The sequence below is a fragment of the Nonomuraea deserti genome (genome assembly GCF_004348685.1).
Taxonomy (GTDB): domain Bacteria; phylum Actinomycetota; class Actinomycetes; order Streptosporangiales; family Streptosporangiaceae; genus Nonomuraea; species Nonomuraea deserti.
On record NZ_SMKO01000138.1, the window covers coordinates 1 to 19,980 of the forward strand.

A 19,980-nucleotide genomic window follows, 5' to 3' on the forward strand; every position below is an offset into this window, starting at 1 on the left:
CCGTCCGTCCGTTCCCCGCCCGCCGTCCGTCCCCCGTCCGTCCCTTCTGCCCGTCCGTCCACCCGTCGCCCGTCCGCCGTCGCCCGTCGCCCGTCGCCCGGTCGCCCGTCCGTCCACCCGTCGCCCGTCCGCCGTCGCCCGTCGCCCGTCGCCCGGTCGCCCGTCCGTCCACCCGTCGCCCGTCCGCCGTCGCCCGTCGCCCGTCGCCCGGTCGCCCGGCCGTCCGGCGGGTCGACTCGCTGCCTTGCCGACCCGGCCGCCGCTCGGCCGGTCCGCTCGGTGTTCGGCTGGTATGCGCGCCGCTCGGCGGGTTCGTGTGTTGCTCCCCCGTCTGTGTGCTGCTCTACCGACCAGGCCGCTGCTCGGCCCTGTCCGCCCGTCGTCCGCTGGTATGCGCGCTGCTTGGCTGGTTCGTGTGGTGCTCGGCGGTGCACCCGCTGCTTTGCCGACCAGGCCGCTGCTCGGCGGGTTTGTGCGTTGTTCGTGGGTGCACCCGCTGCTCTATCGACTCGCCCGCTGCTCGATGGTCCGCCCGCTGCCCGCTGCCCGCTGCCCGCTGCCCGCAGTCCGCTCGCCGGCCGCCGCATGACGCACGCTCCGCCACCCAGCGCGTACGCGATCGTCCCCCCCCGTTGCGTACGCGATCGCCGCCCCCGCCAGAAAGGTGCCTCCGCCAGAAGGTGCCTCCGCCAGAAGGTGCCCTCCGCCAGGGAGGTGCCCTCCGCCAGGGAGGTGCCCTCTGCCAGGGAGGTGCCCGGGCTCGTCCGGTGCGTGGTGTGTGAGGGCCGGGGGCCGTGACCGGGGTTCGGTGGAGGGCTTGCGGACGGGGGCATTTCCGGTCCGATGGGGTCGTAGCGGAAGTGAGGACGGGAGCTTGCCGACCCTTTGCGGCGACGTGCCGCCGACGGTCGTGGGCAGTGTCGTCGATCTGGCACAATGGCATGTTGGAACACCGTGACCAGGCGGGTGCCCTCTCACCTCCCGCAGGACACGCCTGTCCCTGGAGCGTCGTTCCGTCGTGCCCCACTCGGCGAGGCGCCGTTCACCCACATGCGAATGCAGGAGAGACCACACCCGTGGCAGTCAAGATCAAGCTCAAGCGGCTCGGCATGATCCGCAACGCTCAATACCGCATCGTCGTCGCCGACAGCCGCACCAAGCGGGACGGCCGGGCGATCGAGGAGATCGGCCTTTACCACCCGAAGGAAAACCCTTCGCGCATCGTGATCAACGCTGAGCGTGCGGCCTACTGGCTGGGTGTCGGCGCGCAGCCGACCGAGCCGGTGCTCAAGCTCCTCAAGCTCACCGGCGACTGGCAGAAGTTCAAGGGCGAGCCCGCCCCCGAGCCTCTCAAGGTCGCTGAGCCCGCGCCTGACCGTCACGCCCTTTACGAGGCCGCGGCCAAGGAGGCGCTGTCCGGTGGCGACACCGGCACGGCCGCCACCACGCCGCCGAAGAAGGCCAAGAAGAAGGAAGAGGCTGAGGCCCCCGCCGAGACCCAGGCCGAGGGCGAGGCCTGACGTGCTCGAGGAGGCTCTCGAGCACCTCGTTAAGGGCATCGTCGAACATCCAGACGATGTCCGGGTCCGCGCACGCCGCATCCGCAGCGGGCGCGTCCTGGAGGTCCGGGTGCACCCCGAGGACCTGGGGAAGGTCATCGGACGCGGCGGGCGCACCGCCAAGGCGCTGCGCACGGTCGTGAACGCCCTGGCCGACGGGAAGTACGTGCGAGTCGATCTGCTCGATCTGCACGAAGTAGTCCGTTAGCGTCAGGTTTGCGCGCCCTCATCGGTCCTTCCGATGGGGGCGCTCGCGTGAGGAAAGGGCGGGTTCACGTGCAGCTGGTCGTCGGCCGGATTGGCCGTCCGCACGGCGTACGCGGTGAGGTGACCGTGGAGGTGCGCACCGACGATCCCGAGCTGCGTTTCGCCCCTGGCACGTCGATCGTCACCGACCCGGCCGGCAAGGGGCCGCTCGTCGTCGAGAGCCGTCGCTGGCACAAGGGCATGCTGCTGGTGTCGTTCGCCGGGGTCGCCGGCCGTGACGCGGCCGAGGAGTTGCGCAACACCATGCTGGTCATCGACTCCGACGAGGTGCCGCCGCCCGACGACCCCGACGAGTTCCACGACCACCAGCTCATCGGCCTGGCGGTCGAGACCGCTTCCGGTGAGCCCGTGGGCGAGATCAGCGATGTGCTCCATCACGGCCAGGACCTTCTGGTCGTGCGCCGGCGCGGTGCCGACGACGCGCTGATCCCGTTCGTGAAGGCCCTCGTGCCCGTGGTCGACGTGGAGGCGGGGCGGCTGGTCGTGGATCCGCCGGAGGGCCTGCTGTGATGCGGATCGACATCATCTCGATCTTTCCCGATTACTTCGCGCCGCTCGACGTCTCGTTGATCGGAAAGGCGCGCGAGCGCGGCACGCTGGACGTACGCGTGCACCAGCTCCGCGACTGGGCCCACGACGTGCACAAGTCCGTGGACGACACCCCTTACGGCGGGGGGCCCGGCATGGTCATGAAACCCGAGGTGTGGGGCGAGGCCATCGACTCCGTGATCGGTGACGGCGCGCCGCGGATGGTCGTGCCGACGCCGAGCGGGCGACCGTTCACCCAGGAGCTCGCGCAGGAGCTGGCGGGCGAGCCGTGGCTGCTGTTCGCGTGCGGGCGCTATGAGGGGATCGACTCCCGCGTCGTGGAGGAATACTCCGAGCGGCTGCGGGTCGACGAGGTCGGCATCGGCGACTACGTGCTGGCCGGCGGCGAGGTGGCGGTGCTGGTCATGGTGGAGGCCGTCGGCAGGCTGCTGCCGGGGGTGCTCGGCAACGCCCAGTCGGCCGTCGACGACTCCTTCGCCCCCGGGGCCATGCGCAACCTCGTCGAGGGGCCCGTCTACACCAAGCCTCCCGTCTGGCGGGGGCGCGAGGTGCCCGACGTGTTGCTGTCCGGACATCACGGAAAAATCGCGAGATGGCGGCGGGACCAGGCGCTGCGCCGTACCGTACGAAACCGGCCTGAACTCGCGGCGGAGCTCGACCCCGAGATGCTCGACAAGCACGACAGGAAGCTTCTCGAGGAGCTGTCGTTTCGCGTCGAGCCGGAAGATATGGCAAACTGAATCGCTGCCAACCTGTTGTGGTTGGTCTGTCATGCCCGGGAAACGGTCCTGGGTTTCATCACATCAGCAGGCGTGTCCGCCACGAGCCATGGCCGGGTGGACCTCCGCGTGCTCACGAGGACTTGAGGACAGCTCTCATGCACACGAAGATCCAGGAGCTCGAGAAGGCGACCCTGCGCAGCGATGTGCCGGATTTCCGCCCCGGTGACACGCTCGAGGTTCACGTACGCGTCGTCGAAGGCAACCGCTCCCGCATCCAGGTCTTCAAGGGCTTCGTGCTGCGCAGGCAGGGCAGCGGTGCCCGCGAGACCTTCACCGTCCGCAAGGTCAGCTATGGCGTCGGCGTCGAGCGCACCTTCCCTGTGCACAGCCCGGTCATCGAGAAGATCGTGCTCGTCTCCCGCGGCGACGTGCGCCGCGCGAAGCTCTACTACATGCGTGACCTGCGCGGTAAGGCCGCACGCATCCGCGAGAAGCGTGAGACGACGCCCGCGAAGTAGCTCCTGCTCTTTCCGAGGTCCGCGCTGCGGCGCGGGCCTTTCGGCTTTACGGGGCCGTTTCCTTTATGTGGAGCGACTCGTGCGTGGGTGTAACGTCGGTCCAGGCTTGTCGAGCCGGGACATCATCTAGGCTCGTCAGCGATGACTAGCGAGAGCCAGGAGCACGGCGCTGCGCGCCGCCCTGTCGAGGACGAGGTGGACGTGGTCGCCGAAGAGACTCAGAAGCCGGCTAAGGGCGGAAAAAGGGAGAAGAAGGGGTCGTTCTGGAAAGAGCTTCCTGTTCTTGTCGTTGTCGCTCTCGTGCTGGCCCTGATCATCAAAACCTTTGTGGTCCAGGCCTTCTACATTCCGTCGGAGTCGATGGAAAACACCCTGCTGACCAACGATCGGGTTCTCGTCAACAAGCTCGTCTACCACACGCGCGACATCGAGCGCGGTGACGTGGTGGTCTTCTCGGGCGTCGACTCCTGGGACGGCGAGTTCCAGATGGAGGAGCCGTCCAACCCTGTCGCGGCGTTCTTCCGCTGGGTCGGCACGGCGTTCGGCGTCATCCCCGGCGAGAAGGACTACATCAAGCGGGTCATCGGCATCGGCGGCGACCACGTCAAGTGCTGCGACTCCAAAGGCCGCATCACCGTCAACGGCACGCCCATCAACGAGGAGAGCTACCTCTATCCAGGCAACGTGCCCTCTGACAAGTTCTTCGACGTCACGGTGCCGCCCGAGCGGCTGTGGGTGATGGGCGACCACCGCTCGGTGTCGCTCGACTCCCGCGCCCACACCGGCGACTCGGGCGGCGGGTCCATTCCGGTGGGCCAGGTCATCGGACGGGCGTTCGTGATCGTGTGGCCGTTCGACCGCGCCTCTTCGATAGACATCCCCGAGACGTTCGCCCAACCCGCGCTCCACGCGCTCGGCGATTCCGTACCGGTGGTCGCCGGGTTCGGGCTGGCCGTACCCTTGATCCTGGTTCGGCGCCGGCTGCGGAGGAAGCGCTGATGGCCGTCACCAAGAAGGCGGAGGGCGTGGGCAAAGAGAAGAAAAAGAAGGGCAGCTTCCGCGAGACGGTGCTGCTGCTCGTTCTGGGGGTCGGCATCGCGCTGCTGCTGCAGGCCTTCGTGGTCGGGTCGTTCTACATCCCGTCCGTGTCGATGGAGAACACCCTGCAGCTTGACGACCGGATCTTCGTCAACAAGCTGTCGGGCAAGCCTGAGCGCGGCGACATCGTGGTGTTCAAGGGCTGGAACGGCGAAGACACCATCAAGCGCGTCATCGGGGTCGGCGGCGACCGCGTCAAGTGCTGCGACGCCGACAAGCGCATCACCATCAACGGCAAGCCGCTTGACGAGTCCTCCTACCTCTACCCGGACGATTACGCTTCCGGCGATAACTTCGACGTCAAGGTGCCGGCCGGCAAGCTCTGGCTGATGGGCGACCACCGCAGCGCCTCGGCCGACTCCCGGTCGCACATGGAGGAGCCGGGTGGCGGTTTCATCTCGGAAGACGCGGTGATCGGCAAGGCCGTGGTGCGCTATTGGCCGCTGTCGCGGGGCTATCTCTTCTCCCAGCCTGAGGCTTTCGACAAGGTCAAGTAGATCGGCTTCCGGTCGCGGTTTGCGGCGAATGAGGCGTACGCTTCCTCTGTCATGACAGTTGCGTTCCGCCCTCGACCCAGCGTCGTCCGGCGAGATTCCGGACTCTACGCCTATGAACGGGCGCTCGCCCGCCGCGGCCTCACCCCCATCGCGGGTGTCGACGAGGCCGGCCGTGGCGCGTGCGCGGGGCCGCTCGTGGTCGCGGCCGTCATCCTGCGCAAGCCGGTCGACGGCCTGGGCGACTCGAAACTGCTCGCCCCGGCGGTGCGCGAACGGCTCTACGACGCGATCCTGCCGGTCGCCCACGTGGGCATCGTGACCATCCCGCCCGGGGAGATCGACGCCAAAGGTCTCCACAAATGCAACGTTTCGGGAATGCGGCGTGCTGTCGCACAGTTGTCCTGTGACCCTGAGTACATCCTGACGGACGGCTTCCCGGTGCCAGGGTTGCCCGCGCCGTCGCTGGCCGTGTGGAAGGGGGACCAGGTGGCCGCGTGCGTGGCGGCCGCGTCGATCGTGGCCAAGGTGACGAGGGATCGCCTGATGGTCGCGCTGGACGAGCGCTTCCCGCAGTACGGCTTCGCCGAGCACAAGGGGTATGTCACACCAGGACACCGGCTGGCGCTGGAAACGCATGGTCCGTGTCCTGATCACCGTTACTCCTTCGTCACGGTGGCGAGGGGGATGGGTGAAAATGAAATGGGGGCCGGGGTTGCCTGACCAGGCAAACCGGGGGACCGGTACGACAGGAGGACCGCGATGAGCGCAGAGGATCTCGAAAAGTACGAAACCGAGATGGAGCTGCAGCTTTACCGCGAATACCGCGATGTCGTCGGTTTGTTCACATACGTGGTGGAGACTGAGCGGCGGTTCTATCTGACCAACTCGGTCGATCTCGATGTCCGCACTGCGGAGAACGGCGACGTCTTCTTCGACGTGAAGATGCAGGACGCTTGGGTGTGGGACATGTACCGGCCCGCCCGGTTCGTGAAGAACGTACGGGTCGTCACGTTCAAGGACGTCAACGTCGAAGAACTGGCCAAAGCCGACCTGGAGATGCCCAAGGAGGGCTTCTCCGGGTAACGGCGCGGTGGGGGCGGTAAGAGGGAGACCTCCGGAATACGTCGCCGCCACACCGACGCCCTCAACGCCCCTCCTTGGATCGGAGCACCCCTTCGCGCTGAGCGGGTGGTTCCTGACGCTGCGACCGGTGTCCGTACGGACGGCAGCGACCCGAGGTGCTTTCGTGCCGCCGGCCTGCCCACCTAGCTGCTGCAGGCGCCGGCCTCTGTCGCTCCATTGCTCGGTGTGGCGTTGATATGGCGGAGCAGCCCTTGCTCTGGCGAGGTCTCGCGACGTCCGGACCAGCTCTTCGTGACGTGAGGTGACGTGACGAGGCGCCGTGCGGCGTGTGGCGTGGCCGTGACGCGGCCCGACAGGGATTGGCCGTGAGGTGGCCCGGCGTGGGCGAGGCGGCACCGCGTGCGGCGTGGCGCGCGTGCGTGGGAGTGGCGTGAGGCGTGACGCGGCCCGACCGGCATGGGCGTGACGCGGTCTGACGGGGGATGGCCGTGACGTGGGCCGCGTGCGTGGGCATGATCCGGCATGGCGTGGGCGTGGCGGGGGCGTGACGTGACGCGGCGGAACCCGGCCGCATGTTGTGATGTGGCCCCTGAACGTTGTGGGTGCCGTGGTGGCGACGCCCGGCGGTGTGGTGCTTGTGGTGGCGTCAATCGTGGTGCGGAGAGTGCTGTTGCCGGGAGCTGCCGGTGTTATGCCGGTGGGTCGCTCAGGCCCTGGGATGCGCCTGCCGGTAGGCCGCTCGCAAACGCTCGATAGAAACGTGGGTGTAGATCTGCGTGGTGTTCAGCGACGCATGCCCGAGCAACTCCTGAACGCTACGCAGGTCCGCACCGCCCTCCAGCAGGTGCGTCGCCGCGGTGTGCCGGAGACCGTGCGGCCCCATGTCCGGCGCCCCTTCAACCTGGGCCAGTCGCGCGTGCACCACCCGCCGGACGGTCCCCGCGTCGATGCGGCCACCGCGGACCCCGAGGAAGAGCGCGGGCCCCGACCTGGCTCGGGCCCACAGCGGCCGTCCGTGAATACACCACCTGTCCAGCGCACGGAGGGCGGGCAACCCGAACGGCACCGAACGTTCCTTACGCCCCTTGCCCAGAACCCTGATGACGTGCCGGTCACGGTCCACATCGTCGACGTCCAGTGCGCACAGTTCGCTCACCCGCACACCCGTGGCGTACAACAGCTCCAGCAACGCCTGATCGCGCAGTTCCTTCGGCTCCGCGGTGGCGGGGCTGTCCATCACGGCCTGCGCCTGCTCCTGGTCGAGCACGGACGGCAGGGACCGGGGCGTCTTGGCGGTGCCCAGCAGCAATCCGGGGTCCGTGGACAGCCAGCCGCGACGATGACAGTAGGCGGTGAAAGTGCGAGCGCAGGCGGTTCGGCGCGCCAGCGTGGCTCTGGCCTTTCCCGCTTCGTGCTGGCCGGCCAGCCACCCTCTGAGGGCCCCGATGTCCAGACGGTCGAGTTGCCCGCCCACGTGATCAAGCAAAGAGGAGGTGTCGGTCAGGTAAGCCCGGACTGTGTGTGGTGAGAGATCACGCTCCAGCCGCAGATATCGGCCGAAGTCGGCCAGCACCTCGTCCTTGCTCACCGCCGTATCACCGTCCGTCCGGGCCATGTCCTCCACGTCACCATCATCCTTCATGTCGATCATGTCGCGGGTGCCGACGCCATCGGTTGCGCTGTCATGATGCCGCGTTCCCGTCATTTACGCTGCGCTGGTCGTGGTGCCGCCTTTTCACGCTTTGCCTGTGGTGGGGCCTCGACTTTCCGTCGTGTGCAATGGGCGGTGCTGCGTTGCCGTCGCTATGCGCTGGTTGTGGTGCCGCGTCCACGTCGGTTGCGCCGGTCGTGATGTCGAGCTCCCGTCGTCGTCCGCGTTGGTAGGTCGCCTGTGCTCGCCCTGCCCATTGATGCTGGCTATCTCGCCCACGGCGGCGCTGTCGTGCGTGTCGCTCATGTCGCGTCATCCCGGCTTGCCGCGCTGCCCGTCCGTCACCGGCGTCTGTGGTCATCGTGGATCCCGCGCTCATCCCCTCGTCTGGTTCCTCATGCTGGCCGTGTCCGCGTAGCGGTGACGGCCCTCTGCCGTCGTCGGTGCGAGCTTGTTACTGCCCGCCTCATCGCCTCGTGCGCCGAAAGGCAACCTCGACAACCGCATGTCATGATCCGCAACTATGTCAGCAAAAAGTAGGAGTCACTGGTGCGCGCTTCTCTTCGCCTTCCGGTGGAGACACGACAGACTGTTGTGCGCGGCCATCGCGGTGCTCTCCTACGGTCTTGATGCAGGCCCTCCAAGGATCACGCGATGGCCGTCACCATGTCCGCCCGTCGTCCGGTGACGCGGTGCGTGTCGGGTGGACCGTGAGATGTCAGGCATCCATCTCCTCCGCCGCTCTGTAAGGCACCGGCAGGTCGTCCGGAAACGGAGGGTCGTCTGCGTGCTCGGCGGCTTCCGCGGTGATGGGCGGCTGCAGGGCAGCCGATTCGGGAGCCTTGCGATAGCTCGTTGCCGGCTTGCGCAGGCGCCAGCCGTTAGCGGCGCGTTCTATGTAGCCTCCGGCTGCCAGGCCACCCAGTGCGCTCAAGGCCGCATCCAGGCTGACTCCCGCAGCAACCGCTATGGAGGCTGGACCGGCGCCGCCTCGGGCAGGGACCGCGTCCAGCACCCTCTTGGTGGAGTCGTTGAGTTTGTCCCTGGAAACGGCGGGGACCCGGCTCTGCGAGGCCAGGTCGTCGCCTATCACGCCGACGAGGTCGATCATCTCCTCCGGGGTCGTCACGCATACCGCCTTGCGCTCCCGAAGGAGCCGGTGACAGCCGGCCGACATGCTCGAAGTGATCGGGCCAGGCACTGCCCCCAAGTGCCTGTTGAGGGACAGGGCATGGGCGGCCGTATTGAGCGCGCCGCTGCGCAACGCCGCCTCCACCACCACGGTGCCTCGCGACAGGGCGGCGATCAGGCGGTTTCTGATGAGAAAGCGTGCCCGGGTGGGATGGACGCCCGGTGGGCACTCGCTGATCACGACCCCCCGCTCCCTGACGGCCGCGAACAGGGTGTCGTGACTGCTCGGATAGCAGACGTCCACGCCGCAGGCCAGAACGACCACCGTCGGTGCATCCGCCGCCAGAGCTCCCTTGTGGGCCGCCCCGTCCACGCCGTAGGCGCCACCTGACACGACCGTCCAGCCTGATTCGCTGAGGCCGACACCGAACTGGGCGGCGATGTGCGAACCGTAAGACGTGGCGGCGCGCGCGCCGACCACGGCGACGGACTTCAGGCACGCGAAGCGGAGGTCGGCCGTGCCGTGCAACCACAGCCCGAGGGGACGGCTCGGCCCCAGCTGGTCGAGCTGGGTAGGCCATTCCGGGCTGCCGGGAATGATCAGCCTGGCTCCGGCCTTCTCGCCTGCGTCCAGGTCGGCTGCGGGCTTGGCTGCCGCCAAGCGGGCGTACCAGGCGTTCAGCCGGCCGGTCAGGTCGGGCGGGCGCTCGTGCTGGGCCTCCCGCGCGGCGAAGTCGGGCGGCAAGGCGCGTGCACGGATCGCAGCCGCCGCCTCCGCGGCGCCGTATTGCGCGACGAGACGGCCCATGACCGGGTCGCCCACGTCAGCGGCGCGCATGAGAGCAGCCCTGGCCACCAGTTCGTGCGTCCCCTGCCGCCCTGATTGTCGTGTCATGGTGACCGTGGCTCGCTCATCGGGCTCGACGCCCTGTCCAGCGAAGTTCCGGGGGGTCGCGGTGAGTGGAATGCCGCGCACGGGTTGGTGGGTGGGCGGATGCTGGGCCTCCGGGGTGCCCTGACAGGTGTGTGGGAGTGGGGATTCCGGGACGGGTTGAGAAATCTGCGCTGGTGTCGAGTTTCGGGTGGGTTGAGGGGTTTGTGGAAGTCGGGTGTCCGGCGTGCGAGGAGCCGGCGCAGTGGGGGCGTCCTGGATGCGAGAGGTCTGTGCGGTTGTGTCCTGGGTGTGAGGCGGCTGGGTGGGCTGGACGTCTGGGTTGGAGGCAGATGCCTGGGGCGACGTGGTCGCTGGGGCGGCGGGAGCGGATGGCATGGGGCTGTTGGCGGTGCCTTCGTGGGGTGGGATGGACATGGGACGGCCAAGGGCGCTTTCGGGGACGGGGCCAGAACTGGCACTGGGCTGGGATCGCAGTGGGCGCGTGCGGGAGGTCGTGGTGTTGCAAACTGAAGGCTGGCCGGGGGACCCCTCAAGAACCCTGAAGGTTGAGCTGGAAGGGGCTCGGCGGCGACGCTGGCTCTGTTGTGGAGCATCGGCGGTGTCACGACGTGACTCCCAGCCAGAAACTGAGGGCGCCGGTGGTTTCGTCCTCCTCCGGGCGGTCCTTGCCTGCCAGATCGGCGAGGGTCCAGGCGACCCGGACCACCCGGTCGAGGCCGCGGGCGGTGAGGATGCCGGAGTCGAGGCAGGACGTCATGGGCCGCATGGCCGCCTCACCTGGGCGGTAGTCGGCATGCAGCACGGAGGACGGGATTTCGGCGTTGGTGCGCCAGGGGGTGCCGGCCAGGCGCTTGGCGGCTCGGTCTCGGGCCACCAGCACGCGTTCGGCCACCGTCTTGCTGGTCTCCACGAACTGGCGGTCGGCCAGGAGCTCGCGCCTTGACGAGCGGACGACCGTGACCTTCATGTCTATGCGGTCAAGGAGCGGGCCCGAAAGCCTGCCGAGGTAGCGGCGTCTGGTTGTGGGCGAGCATTTGCACGTCTCGGTCCTGTCGTCGGCCTGGGCGCAGGGGCAGGGGTTCGCGGCCAGGACGAGCATGAACCGGGCCGGGAACGTGACCGATCCCGCGGATCTGGACACCGTCACCCGACCGGACTCCAGCGGTTGCCGCAGGGAGTCGAGGACATGGCGGGGGAACTCGGGAGCCTCGTCCATGAACAACAGGCCCCTGTGGGCGAGGGAGACCGCCCCTGGGCGCACGACCGTGCTGCCGCCGCCGATGATCGCGGCGGACGTCGCCGTGTGGTGCGGGGCGACGAACGGTGGCCTGCTCATCATGGGCGAGTCGGGCGGCAGCACTCCCGCGACGGAGTGGATGGCGGTGACCTCCAGGGCATGATCGAGCTCCAGATCCGGCAGGAGGGTGGGGAGGCGTTCGGCCAGCAGGGTTTTGCCGGTGCCGGGCGGGCCGAGCATCCACAGGTTGTGGCCGCCTGCCGCGCACACTTCGAGGGCTCGGCGGGCCACCGGCTGGCCGACGACGTCAGACAGGTCGACTGCGGGGGCCGGGGCGGACCTCTGCGACTCCACGATGTCGTCGGTCCGGGCCTCGGGCGGGTCGTCGCCCGTGCGCAGCCACTCGACCAACTGGCGCAGGCCGGACATGGGAACGACCTTGACGTCGGGCACCAGGGCCGCCTCGGCCGAGTTGGCGGCCGGCACGACGACCGTGGCGCCACCGTGTCCGGCGGCGCCGAGCACCGAGGGGAGGACGCCGCGCACGGGTCTGATGCGGCCGTCGAGGCCGAGCTCACCCAGGAAGAACGGCTCCGCGATGCGCTCGGCGGGGATCACTCCCGCGGCGCCAAGGATCGCCACGGCTATGGCCAGGGCGAAGGGCAAGATGAGGCGTAGCTAAAGCGAAGGAGACGAGATGCCCGAGGACCAGGAGACGTGCCCCGATTGCGGGGAGGTCATGGCGCTCTGGCTGTGCCTCTTTCACCCCCTCGCGCTGAAGTGCCCGCACTGCGCGTGCACCGGCTGCGAGGAAGAGGGCGACTAGCCCGAAGCGAACGGGTCGGGTGTGCAACCACCCGACCCGCTCTTGATCGCCACCTGCGATACCAGGAGGAGACCCGTGGACAAGTCTTCCACGATCAACACCGACCACACCACAGTCGGCTTCGACCCGGAGACGCTCAACCCCGCCCAGCTCGACGGCCGCGCCTGCGTCGTCTGCGGCACCGAGGACGGCCCGATGAAGCCGGTGGACCTGTATGTCCACGAGAACGGTGAGACGCAGCTTTTCGCCTGCTCGGGCCAGACGCCCGAGCAGCCCGCCAGCTCGGCGACCGCCCTGCAGAAGCTTCGCGACGTGCTCGGCGTCGACGAGATCACCGGGCTTGACCTGGCAGACGCCGTGCGGGTCGGCATGGTGCTCGGGCAGATGCTCGCCAGTGACGGCGACGTGCGGATGGTCGTCGAGGACCTGACGGACGACGAGCACGACGAGCTCCGCCGGGCCGTGGTCGACGTCCTCGACCGCCGCCGCGGCGTCACCGTGGCGAACTTCGCGCCCGTCGTCCTGCCGTACAGCATGGAGGGCCTGTGCGCCGACGCTTCGTGCATCGGCTGCCGCGAGCAGGTCGCCGGCGGTGTCGCGTGAACGGGCTGACCGTGGCCGTCCCGGTCGAGACGATGCAGGCCATCACGGACGCGCTCGGGACCATCCTGAACGCCACCAGCGAGTTGGGCGTCAGCGTCGACGACATCCTGAGGGCTGCCACCGGCCGGCCCGAGCAGGCAAATGCGACACACGTGTCGGATCTGGCGCCGGTCGTCAGCCTGGCCGACTACCGCCGCAAGGCGCACGGAGGTGCCGCGTGATCCGCTTCCTCACCGCCGCCGTGGTCATCCTCCTAGCGGGGGTGGCCGCGGTAGTGAGCTACCGCCACGCGTACGAGGTGGTCATCGCCAACGGCGAGTCCGGGTGGGTGGCCTACCTGGTGCCCCTCACGATCGACGGCCTCATCTTCGCGTCGTCCATGGTGCTGCTCGACACTGCCCGCCGCGGCGGCGCCAGGCCAGTCCTGGCGTACCTCACGCTCGCTCTCGGCATCCTGGCCACGCTTGCGGCGAACGTGATGCACGGGTGGGCGCACGGCCCGATCGGAGCGGTCGTGGCCGCGTGGCCGGCCGTCGCCCTGGTGCTGTCGTACGAACTCCTCATGGGCCTGATCCGGAGGTCCGCAGTCACGCCCCAGGTACAAGCGGACGCTGTACCTGTGCAGGTCACGGCACCTAATGATGGTGACACCAACATTGCGCCTGCCGACCTGGACGAACGCACGCCCGAGATCGAGGTACAGCCCGATCTTGTACCTGAGCCCGACGTGGACGCGCCTTACCGGCCGGTCGCGGTGGCGACGTTCCTGTCGGAGGTGGCGCAGGGTGAGCCGCCGAGCGTTCGCACGATCAAGGACCGGTTGAACGTCGGCACCGACCGCGCCAGGCGGCTACAGGCCTACCTCGGCGGCCTGGTCGACACGTCCGGCCTGGCCAACAGCAACTAACCCTCTGTTCCCCCGGCCCGGGTGCTGCCCTCCAAGACCGTACCCGGGCCGGGTCCCCCAACCAGTGGAGGTCTTCACATCATGACGGACGTCTTCATAGACCGTCGCGCTCTGCTGCAGCAGGCCCGCACGCTCGCGTTCCGCGCGGCGGTGGGCCTGGTGCTGATCCTGGCCATCTTCGGGCACGTCCTAGTGCTGCTGTTCGGCGCCCTCGACGCGCTCGTCACCGCGTACATCGGGGTGCCTCGCCTGTCGAGGACCACCCGCCGTTTCGTCCAGGTCGTGAAAGACACGTGGAAAGAGGAACTGTGAGCGACAAGCCCGGCCGTAGCCGGATCCCCGAGCTGTCGTCGATCCCGTGGGAAGGCCCCAAGGCGATCACGGCGTACGCGCGTGTCGGTCGTGAGCTGTGCCGCGACCTGGGCGAGGAGTTGAACCTCGGCAGCGACGAGCTGTACGAGGTGCTGATCCGGAGCTTCAAGGGCCACCCGCTGCTGGCCATGGTCGGCGCTCCGGACGTGCGCCGGCGGGCTCGGCGGGTGGTCAAGCGGCTCAAGCGCGCCGCCGAACTGCAGAAGGGCGCCGGCGTCGAGCTGGTCAAGTTCCACGCCCAATTCCGGCGCGAATTCGTCGACATCCTTCCGCAGGCCAAGCCTGAGAAGCGCAAGAGCACCTTCAAGTGGGAGGACGACTGATGGCCGGCCGCAGCAAGGACCTGGTTTCGATCGACACCGAGTCCAGCATGGCCAAGGTGGCCGCCAAAGAGGTGTCCAAGCTCCTCGTGCTGGCGTCGCCGTGGGTGGCGTACGTGCTCGTGTTCGGCATCGGGTCGGCGTTCCACTTCATCCTGGCCAGCGACGAGCCGCAGACGATCGCCTGGACGATGTTCCTGATGGCCGCGTGCGTGCTCGTACTGACCGGCGTCACGTTCGGCCAGTCGCACGCCTGCGGCCCGTGGGGCAAGGCTCACACCACGCTGACGACCTTCCTGGCGGGGGTGTGGGTGTGCGCGGCCACCATCAACGGGCCCACCACGGTCTTCACCGGCCGTCTGGTGCTGATCGGCGGCTTCACGATGGCGCTCACCTGGAACATTCGCAGCGTCATCAGGATGAAGGGCTGGGACCAGCCGGGCGCCATCTCTGACCCGTTGGCGATGCTGTTCGGGCAGGGCGCCGAGAACGCGGGCATGCGGGAGGTCGAGGCCAGGACGGTCAAGGCCACGGCCCACAAGGTCGAGGGTGAGGTGCAGTTCGACCCGGGCCGGCACATCGCCGACGATTTGCAGAAGAAGGTGTCCTACGTCGAGTCGGGCATCGGGTTGCCCCCGGGGTCGATCACGACCGGTATCGACCCGGACGACGCCAGCAAGGCCAAGGTCACCATCTCCGACCCGCGAGTGATGAAGCAGCCGATCCCGTGGGATGCGCCGTCCCGTCCCGGCCTGTCGATCGCCGACCCGCTCGGGATCGGCATATGGCAGGACCTCGACCCGATCGAGTACGTGATCGTCGGTCACCACCTGCAGCTCATGGGCATGACCGGCGCCGGCAAGAGCATCGGCGGCGCGTGGAATATCCTCGCCGAGGTCGTCACCCGCTACGACGTGGCCGTGTTCGCCGGCGACATCACCAAGGGCACGCAGACGCTCGGGCCGATGGAAGAGGCGTTGCACCGCTTCGAGACGACCAAGGCGGGCGTCAAGGCCATGCTCGGCGAGCTGCAGTCGAAGGTGAAGCAGCGCACGGATCACCTGTCGTCCAAGGGTTTGCAGAAATGGAAGAAGGGGTGCGGCCTCACCTACTGGCTGGTGTGGCTGGAGGAGTTCCCCGACGTTTTCGACGCGCTCTCCGACAAGGAGCAGGAGGCGTTCCTCAGCATGCTGAAGGCGATCCGGTCGGCCGGCGGCACCATCGTGCTCTCCCTGCAGCGCTCCGACTTTACGCAGATGCCGACGTTGGCCCGCGGCCAACTGGCGAAAATGACCTTCGGCGTCGAGAACGCGGCAGACGCCTCGTTCGGCCTGTCCGAGCGGCAGCAGGACGCCGAATGCCGCCCGGAGCTGTGGACGAACGCTCAGCCCGGCATGGCCTACCTCGACGCGCCCACGCTCGCCGATGGCCGATTCGCGATGCCGCTACGCACGTACGCATGGGGCGTCGACGCGGCCGGCCAGTTCGACGACGAGCGCGCCAACGCAGCCATGAAGGCACACGCCGCACAATGGCCGGCCGCGGCCAAGCGCGTCGACCCCACCACGGCGGAGCTGTCCAGGCTCGCCGGCGGCGCGCGGGCAGCGGCCACGGTCCCGGCCGACCTGGAGGAAGACGACGATGATGAGGAGGTGCGCAACGTGAGCCGTGAGTACCTGCAGACCGACGACCCGGACCCGGAGCTGGGCGGCGACATCGACGACGAGATCGGCGACCTTCCCGAGGGCGACCCGCCTCTCGAATTCGCGCCGCCGGCCCAGTCGATGACGCCTGAGGAGCGCGGAGCGGCCCTCATCAAGCGCTTGCAAGAGCTGTGGGACGGCGGGGCGCGCGACTTCTCCAGCGGCGATCTCAGGCCGTTGTGGGAGACGACGGACATGAGCCGGTCGTGGGTGCAGAAGCAACTCAAGCGCCTCGTTGAGGCGGGCGTGCTCGGCGGCTACGACGACGACGCCCAGCGCTACCTGATGGACGAGCGGCCCGAGCTGTAGCGCGCGTACGGCTGCGCGTGGGAGTCGCGCGAACGACTTGTTGATCATGCTGCCACGGGGTGCCACGCCCAGGTGCCACGAGGGGGCCACGGAGGGGTGCCACGCACTGTGGCACCCCTTCTGACCTGTAACACCCTCCGTGTGGCACCCCCAGCCCCCACGCGAGGGTGCCAGGATCAGTCCTCCTGTGGTGGAAGGTCGTCGACGATGTACGTGCCGCGCCCCACCACGGTTTTGATCAAGCCGCGTTCACGGAGTTCCTTCATCGCCCTGCGCACCGTCAGATACGCAACGCCGTACTCGTCGGCCTGGTCGCGCTCGGCAGGCAACCGACGCCCCAGGCTCAACTCGCCAGCACGAATGCGCGCTTCGATGTGGTTCGCCAGGCGGACATAGATGTACTCGGCGCTGTCCTGGTCTGGGTCGAATGGCGGAACACTCACACGAGCACGCTATGGCCACGCTGAGCTGCGCAAACGCATGGAAAGCCATGTAGAGCTATACATGGCTATTGCAAATACCTACGATGACTTGCATGCCCTCCACCAGCAACTTCTCAGACGACGCGCACCTCGCCGGCGCCGCAGTTGAAGACGAGATGATCCGCCTCGAACGCGCCTACCGCGACATCGCGAATCGGCAGAGTGCTGCCGATATGCGGCCGATCCCCGTGCAGGCGCCGCCGATCGAGCCCGAGTTCCGCGCGGGTGACCCGACATGAGTTCGATCTCGCCGCAGCCGTGCGACAAGTGCCGGATGCTGGTCATCCCTGCCTATCTGTTCGCGAGCGGCGGCGTGCGGATCGTCCTCGACGCCATCCCAGTAACGGGCGGTGACTACACGATGTGGCCAATCGGCTACGACCCGGAGAACCTACGCCTGCTCGTCGCCCGCCGGCCTGCACAGGTGGCACCACCGCACGAGGCCCCCAAGCTCGTGCTTGAGCGGTGGGACGGGTATCGAGCGGCCGACGAGCGAACGTGGTACGTAGAGCACCAGCACGACGTGACCTCCGCCGAGATCGTCGAGCGGCGCGGCAAGGAATGACCTCAGCCGAACCCATACACCCGGCCTGACCGCTTCTTCGGCTCCGGCCGGTCGAGCCTGCCCGACTCCACCACCTCATGCCTGGCCATGTCCGCCAGCAGCGAAGCAGCCCAGCCGTCCACCTTCCGCTTCGAGCCGCGCGCCTCCTTACCGAACGACACCCCGTACCGATTCGGCCGGCGGCGAGCATTCAACACGTGGGCGCGGAGCCGCAACTCTCCCGTCTGCTTCACCAAGCCATCCCGCACCGCCGCGGCCAGGCGCTCATTCCCGAGCGTCGACGCCTGCCCCCGGCCGCGCATATCCCAGCCGATCGGCGAACTCGGCGACGCGGCCACCAGCAGCTTGTCCCGGAAATCCGCAGACCACGTGTCGATGTACGACGTCCACTGCTCGACGTCGGCGAAGAACGCCACCACGTTCCACGTCGTGAACGCCATCCTCACCATGTCGTCCACCGCGGCCCGGTCCACCTCCCAGCCGTGGGCGTTCTCCGGACGCTCCCAGATGCCCACCGTCTGCAACAGGCGATCGTGCACCCGCATCGCGACCAGCGCCGTGGCGTCGTCCGACTTGCCGCCGTCGAAACCGAGCGTCACCATGTCGCCCGCCTGCAGCCGCTCCGACGTCTCACACGCATCCCACTCGTGCGCCGCGATCAGCGAATCCTCAGCCACAGCCACCTCGTTCAAGTAGTAGCGGCGCGCGTCCGAAGGATGCGTGTTCACGTCGTACACCTCCGACACGAGCCGGTCTATGTCGATCCACGGGCTGTCCGCATACAAGGCAGCCAGGCCCGCCCGCAACTGCTGCTCGTCCGCCAGATCAGCCACCACCGCCTTCGGGTGATAGCGCAGCAGCTTGCCCACCAGCGTGCCCGCGGCGATCAGGTCAGCGAACGCGGCCGTGGCCTCTGCCACCGACTCCTCGCCCGGACGCCAACAGTTGGTCGTCTCGATCGACCGGCCGCCCGTCTTGCCCAGGTTGCGGCGCAACGTCGCCGCCAGACGCACACCATGATTGGCGAACGTCCACAGGTGCGGCTCGTCCAGCACCGCGGCGGTAAGCCGCTGCCCTTCCCGGCTGGGCGCCGACGCCGTGACCGGCTCCAGCTTGCCCCGATCAGTACGCACCCGCGTCAACCCCAAATCCAGGCCGTCAACCTCATCCGCGGCCCGGCCGCCGCCGAGCATCGCCAACGTCAACGACATCGTGTTGTACGCCTGATCCTGCGACACCGCCGCCAACTGCACATGCGGCGAAGGATGCGGCCGGCCCACCGCCTCACCCGCCGAGTCGAACCCGTCGAACACCACCGGCCCGGCCAGCTCCACACACGACAACGCCGCCGCCATCGGCGACTTACCCGCCCCCTTCGGCAACACGACCTGCCCGCGGTTGAACAGCCACGACCCGGCATCGTCGACCGCGTACCACCAGAGCACCAGGCGGGCCTGACTGTCCGTCCACTGCCACGCCTCGCCCGCCCGGTCCCCGTCCGGCTGCGCCAGCATCTCCGAACCCCAGTCGAGCACGTCATAGCCGACAGAACGGATGCCGTGAGCGTCCGGCTTGCCCTCCGGAAGGCCGTCAGACGCCAGAGGAAGCCCGTTCACGCCGACACCCCAGCCGAACCCCACCGGGCACGCGCCGCGGCTCTGGCAGACTCAGAGCGCCTCGACGACTTCGTCTTGACCTCCACCACCTCATCAGGCAGCCCCAGCTTGCCCAGCAGGCTCGCCACCAAGGCCCGATGCTTAGGCAGCTCCGACACCAGCGGCGCGGCCACCGGCTGCCCCATCGAGCCCTTGACCTCAAGAGGCCGGCCCGCCCGGCCCGCCTCCATCTCGTCGACTAGGTCAGCCTCACGGCACGCATCGAGCAGGATGCGCAGCTTATGCGGAGGCAGCGGAAACTCCGACGTGATGTCATCCCACAGAGAGCCACCGGCAGGCCCCAGACCTGCGGGTTTGGCCAACCTCTTAACCATCGGCACCGCCTTTCAGGGCCGAAAAACGCAAGATCGGGCACGCATGGCCCGCGACGCTAAACCTGTCCGCGCTGGCGTGGTTGATCGTCATTGGGGTCCCTGCCCAGGGGGCTGTGACCTGCGTAGACCGGGGTGTGGTTCTTCGGGTCTTTTGCGGGGGTTGCGTGCGCGCCATTCGGCTGCTGCTGCCGCGCCTTGTTGTGCGGTGCGGTGGCGGTGGTGGGGTCGGCACAGTGCTCTGAGGTTCCATAGTTCGTGGTTCTTCGGGTCGCCGATGTGGTCGCATTCGAGGTTGTCGGTGCTGCCGCATGCTTGGCCGTTGTCGGTCCATGTGCATGAGCCGTCGCGTTTGAGGACGGCGGAGACTCGGGCTGGCCAGTCGACGGGCCGTGCTGTGGTGCGCCACATGCGGCCGGATTCGATGCGGTCGCGGGGGTTGGCTTGGATGCGTCCGCGCTTGGTCATGCTGCGTCGGTGGGGTAGTCGAGTGCGGGTTGTTCGTCGGCATGCTTGGCGTTGCCTGCCTGTGCCTGCTGGAGTGTGAGCAGGGGGTTGACCCAGTTGCGGACTCGGTTGGCACGCTTGCGGCGTTGCTCCATGTCGAGGTAGGCGGCGCGTATGGGGTCGATGGGTGCGGGTGTGGTGTCGTCCATCGGGTTCTCCTGCTCGGTGTGGTGAGGCGGGCCGGCCGCACGG

24 protein-coding genes are annotated in these 19,980 nt (G+C 68.3%); 17 read left to right on the plus strand and 7 right to left on the minus strand.

Translation table 11 applies throughout. The annotated features are described in order from the left end of the window. Positions 1 to 1,076: 1,076 nt before the first annotated feature. The 9 genes from rpsP (at position 1,077) to E1292_RS35205 (ending at position 6,293) form a co-directional block, all read left to right on the plus strand. Complete coding sequence (gene rpsP, locus E1292_RS35165; protein WP_132601374.1) at positions 1,077 to 1,520, plus strand: 30S ribosomal protein S16; 444 nt, start codon at positions 1,077 to 1,079, stop codon at positions 1,518 to 1,520. Position 1,521: 1 nt separating this feature from the next. Beyond that, complete coding sequence (locus E1292_RS35170) at positions 1,522 to 1,767, plus strand: RNA-binding protein (protein WP_132335352.1); 246 nt, start codon at positions 1,522 to 1,524, stop codon at positions 1,765 to 1,767. A 68-nt stretch (positions 1,768 to 1,835) separates the two neighbouring features. Beyond that, positions 1,836 to 2,336, plus strand: a complete 501-nt coding sequence (rimM, locus tag E1292_RS35175; protein WP_132601377.1) for a ribosome maturation factor RimM — start codon at positions 1,836 to 1,838, stop codon at positions 2,334 to 2,336. Continuing rightward, on the plus strand, positions 2,336 to 3,115 hold the full coding sequence (trmD, locus tag E1292_RS35180; protein ID WP_132601380.1) for a tRNA (guanosine(37)-N1)-methyltransferase TrmD: 780 nt from the start codon (positions 2,336 to 2,338) through the stop codon (positions 3,113 to 3,115). The genes rimM and trmD overlap by 1 nt, the downstream gene beginning before the upstream one ends. Before the next feature lie 137 nt (positions 3,116 to 3,252). Beyond that, a complete protein-coding gene (gene rplS / locus E1292_RS35185; protein WP_132601383.1) occupies positions 3,253 to 3,615 on the plus strand; it encodes a 50S ribosomal protein L19 in 363 nt (120 codons plus the stop codon). A gap of 141 nt (positions 3,616 to 3,756) precedes the next feature. Next, a complete protein-coding gene (gene lepB, locus E1292_RS35190; protein WP_132601386.1) occupies positions 3,757 to 4,614 on the plus strand; it encodes a signal peptidase I in 858 nt (285 codons plus the stop codon). Next, entirely contained in the window at positions 4,614 to 5,210 is a 597-nt protein-coding gene (gene lepB, locus E1292_RS35195; RefSeq protein WP_132601389.1) for a signal peptidase I, read from the plus strand. The genes lepB (E1292_RS35190) and lepB (E1292_RS35195) overlap by 1 nt, the downstream gene beginning before the upstream one ends. Before the next feature lie 51 nt (positions 5,211 to 5,261). Then, complete coding sequence (locus E1292_RS35200) at positions 5,262 to 5,930, plus strand: ribonuclease HII (RefSeq protein ID WP_132601392.1); 669 nt, start codon at positions 5,262 to 5,264, stop codon at positions 5,928 to 5,930. Positions 5,931 to 5,969: 39 nt separating this feature from the next. After that, complete coding sequence (locus tag E1292_RS35205; RefSeq protein ID WP_026215037.1) at positions 5,970 to 6,293, plus strand: DUF2469 domain-containing protein; 324 nt, start codon at positions 5,970 to 5,972, stop codon at positions 6,291 to 6,293. A gap of 706 nt (positions 6,294 to 6,999) precedes the next feature. Here E1292_RS35205 and E1292_RS35210 read toward each other — a convergent pair. The 3 genes from E1292_RS35210 to E1292_RS35220 form a co-directional block, all read right to left on the minus strand. Continuing rightward, positions 7,000 to 7,998 carry a tyrosine recombinase XerC gene (locus E1292_RS35210; RefSeq protein WP_342775733.1) on the minus strand — a complete coding sequence of 333 codons (999 nt, stop codon included), beginning with the start codon at positions 7,996 to 7,998 and terminating at the stop codon, positions 7,000 to 7,002. 664 nt (positions 7,999 to 8,662) lie between these two features. Continuing rightward, a complete protein-coding gene (gene dprA, locus E1292_RS35215) occupies positions 8,663 to 9,913 on the minus strand; it encodes a DNA-processing protein DprA (RefSeq protein ID WP_342775734.1) in 1,251 nt (416 codons plus the stop codon). 658 nt (positions 9,914 to 10,571) lie between these two features. Next, entirely contained in the window at positions 10,572 to 11,873 is a 1,302-nt protein-coding gene (locus tag E1292_RS35220) for a YifB family Mg chelatase-like AAA ATPase (RefSeq protein ID WP_246090540.1), read from the minus strand. Positions 11,874 to 12,108: 235 nt separating this feature from the next. Between E1292_RS35220 and E1292_RS35225 the strand changes: the two genes are divergently transcribed. The 6 genes from E1292_RS35225 to E1292_RS35250 all read left to right on the plus strand — a co-directional run bounded on the left by E1292_RS35225 (position 12,109) and on the right by E1292_RS35250 (position 16,247). Further along, positions 12,109 to 12,636 carry a DNA alkylation repair protein gene (locus E1292_RS35225; protein WP_132601395.1) on the plus strand — a complete coding sequence of 176 codons (528 nt, stop codon included), beginning with the start codon at positions 12,109 to 12,111 and terminating at the stop codon, positions 12,634 to 12,636. Then, entirely contained in the window at positions 12,633 to 12,857 is a 225-nt protein-coding gene (locus tag E1292_RS35230) for a hypothetical protein (protein WP_132601398.1), read from the plus strand. The genes E1292_RS35225 and E1292_RS35230 overlap by 4 nt, the downstream gene beginning before the upstream one ends. Then, positions 12,854 to 13,543, plus strand: a complete 690-nt coding sequence (locus tag E1292_RS35235; protein ID WP_246090541.1) for a DUF2637 domain-containing protein — start codon at positions 12,854 to 12,856, stop codon at positions 13,541 to 13,543. The genes E1292_RS35230 and E1292_RS35235 overlap by 4 nt, the downstream gene beginning before the upstream one ends. A gap of 81 nt (positions 13,544 to 13,624) precedes the next feature. Then, the gene (locus tag E1292_RS35240) at positions 13,625 to 13,855 is read left to right on the plus strand and encodes a hypothetical protein (RefSeq protein WP_132601401.1); all 231 of its coding nucleotides are present in this window, start codon (positions 13,625 to 13,627) and stop codon (positions 13,853 to 13,855) included. Beyond that, positions 13,852 to 14,238, plus strand: a complete 387-nt coding sequence (locus E1292_RS35245) for a TraA-like protein (protein ID WP_132601404.1) — start codon at positions 13,852 to 13,854, stop codon at positions 14,236 to 14,238. Before E1292_RS35240 ends, E1292_RS35245 begins: the two co-directional genes overlap by 4 nt. Beyond that, positions 14,238 to 16,247, plus strand: a complete 2,010-nt coding sequence (locus E1292_RS35250) for a hypothetical protein (protein WP_132601407.1) — start codon at positions 14,238 to 14,240, stop codon at positions 16,245 to 16,247. Before E1292_RS35245 ends, E1292_RS35250 begins: the two co-directional genes overlap by 1 nt. Positions 16,248 to 16,423: 176 nt before the next feature. Here the strand turns inward: E1292_RS35250 and E1292_RS35255 are convergent, their stop codons facing one another. Further along, positions 16,424 to 16,690, minus strand: a complete 267-nt coding sequence (locus tag E1292_RS35255) for a GntR family transcriptional regulator (protein WP_132601410.1) — start codon at positions 16,688 to 16,690, stop codon at positions 16,424 to 16,426. Between the two features lie 92 nt (positions 16,691 to 16,782). Here E1292_RS35255 and E1292_RS35260 point away from each other — a divergent pair, with 92 nt between their 5' ends. Together E1292_RS35260 and E1292_RS35265 are read left to right on the plus strand one after the other, a co-directional pair. Then, positions 16,783 to 16,968 (plus strand): hypothetical protein, encoded by a 186-nt coding sequence (locus E1292_RS35260; protein WP_132601413.1) that lies wholly within the window; start codon positions 16,783 to 16,785, stop codon positions 16,966 to 16,968. Further along, positions 16,965 to 17,294, plus strand: coding sequence for a hypothetical protein (locus tag E1292_RS35265; protein WP_132601416.1), 330 nt, complete (start codon positions 16,965 to 16,967; stop codon positions 17,292 to 17,294). Before E1292_RS35260 ends, E1292_RS35265 begins: the two co-directional genes overlap by 4 nt. A gap of 2 nt (positions 17,295 to 17,296) precedes the next feature. On the opposite strand, the gene E1292_RS35270 is transcribed toward E1292_RS35265, so the two are convergent. The 3 genes from E1292_RS35270 to E1292_RS35280 form a co-directional block, all read right to left on the minus strand. Beyond that, on the minus strand, positions 17,297 to 18,910 hold the full coding sequence (locus E1292_RS35270) for a terminase large subunit domain-containing protein (protein ID WP_246090542.1): 1,614 nt from the start codon (positions 18,908 to 18,910) through the stop codon (positions 17,297 to 17,299). Continuing rightward, on the minus strand, positions 18,907 to 19,272 hold the full coding sequence (locus E1292_RS35275) for a hypothetical protein (protein WP_246090543.1): 366 nt from the start codon (positions 19,270 to 19,272) through the stop codon (positions 18,907 to 18,909). The genes E1292_RS35270 and E1292_RS35275 overlap by 4 nt, the downstream gene beginning before the upstream one ends. Positions 19,273 to 19,745: 473 nt before the next feature. Beyond that, positions 19,746 to 19,937 carry a hypothetical protein gene (locus E1292_RS35280; protein ID WP_132601422.1) on the minus strand — a complete coding sequence of 64 codons (192 nt, stop codon included), beginning with the start codon at positions 19,935 to 19,937 and terminating at the stop codon, positions 19,746 to 19,748. Between the last annotated feature and the right edge of the window lie 43 nt (positions 19,938 to 19,980).

Coding starts and splice junctions, on each gene's coding strand:
- E1292_RS35200 (WP_132601392.1), top strand. CDS start 5,262: ATGACAGTTGCGTTCCGCCCTCGACCCAGCGTCGTCCGGCGAGATTCC.
- lepB (WP_132601386.1), top strand. CDS start 3,757: ATGACTAGCGAGAGCCAGGAGCACGGCGCTGCGCGCCGCCCTGTCGAG.
- rplS (WP_132601383.1), top strand. CDS start 3,253: ATGCACACGAAGATCCAGGAGCTCGAGAAGGCGACCCTGCGCAGCGAT.
- E1292_RS35205 (WP_026215037.1), top strand. CDS start 5,970: ATGAGCGCAGAGGATCTCGAAAAGTACGAAACCGAGATGGAGCTGCAG.
- E1292_RS35210 (WP_342775733.1), bottom strand. CDS start 7,998: ATGACGGGAACGCGGCATCATGACAGCGCAACCGATGGCGTCGGCACC.
- E1292_RS35265 (WP_132601416.1), top strand. CDS start 16,965: ATGAGTTCGATCTCGCCGCAGCCGTGCGACAAGTGCCGGATGCTGGTC.
- E1292_RS35240 (WP_132601401.1), top strand. CDS start 13,625: ATGACGGACGTCTTCATAGACCGTCGCGCTCTGCTGCAGCAGGCCCGC.
- E1292_RS35280 (WP_132601422.1), bottom strand. CDS start 19,937: ATGGACGACACCACACCCGCACCCATCGACCCCATACGCGCCGCCTAC.
- trmD (WP_132601380.1), top strand. CDS start 2,336: ATGCGGATCGACATCATCTCGATCTTTCCCGATTACTTCGCGCCGCTC.
- E1292_RS35260 (WP_132601413.1), top strand. CDS start 16,783: ATGCCCTCCACCAGCAACTTCTCAGACGACGCGCACCTCGCCGGCGCC.
- lepB (WP_132601389.1), top strand. CDS start 4,614: ATGGCCGTCACCAAGAAGGCGGAGGGCGTGGGCAAAGAGAAGAAAAAG.
- E1292_RS35250 (WP_132601407.1), top strand. CDS start 14,238: ATGGCCGGCCGCAGCAAGGACCTGGTTTCGATCGACACCGAGTCCAGC.
- dprA (WP_342775734.1), bottom strand. CDS start 9,913: ATGCGCGCCGCTGACGTGGGCGACCCGGTCATGGGCCGTCTCGTCGCG.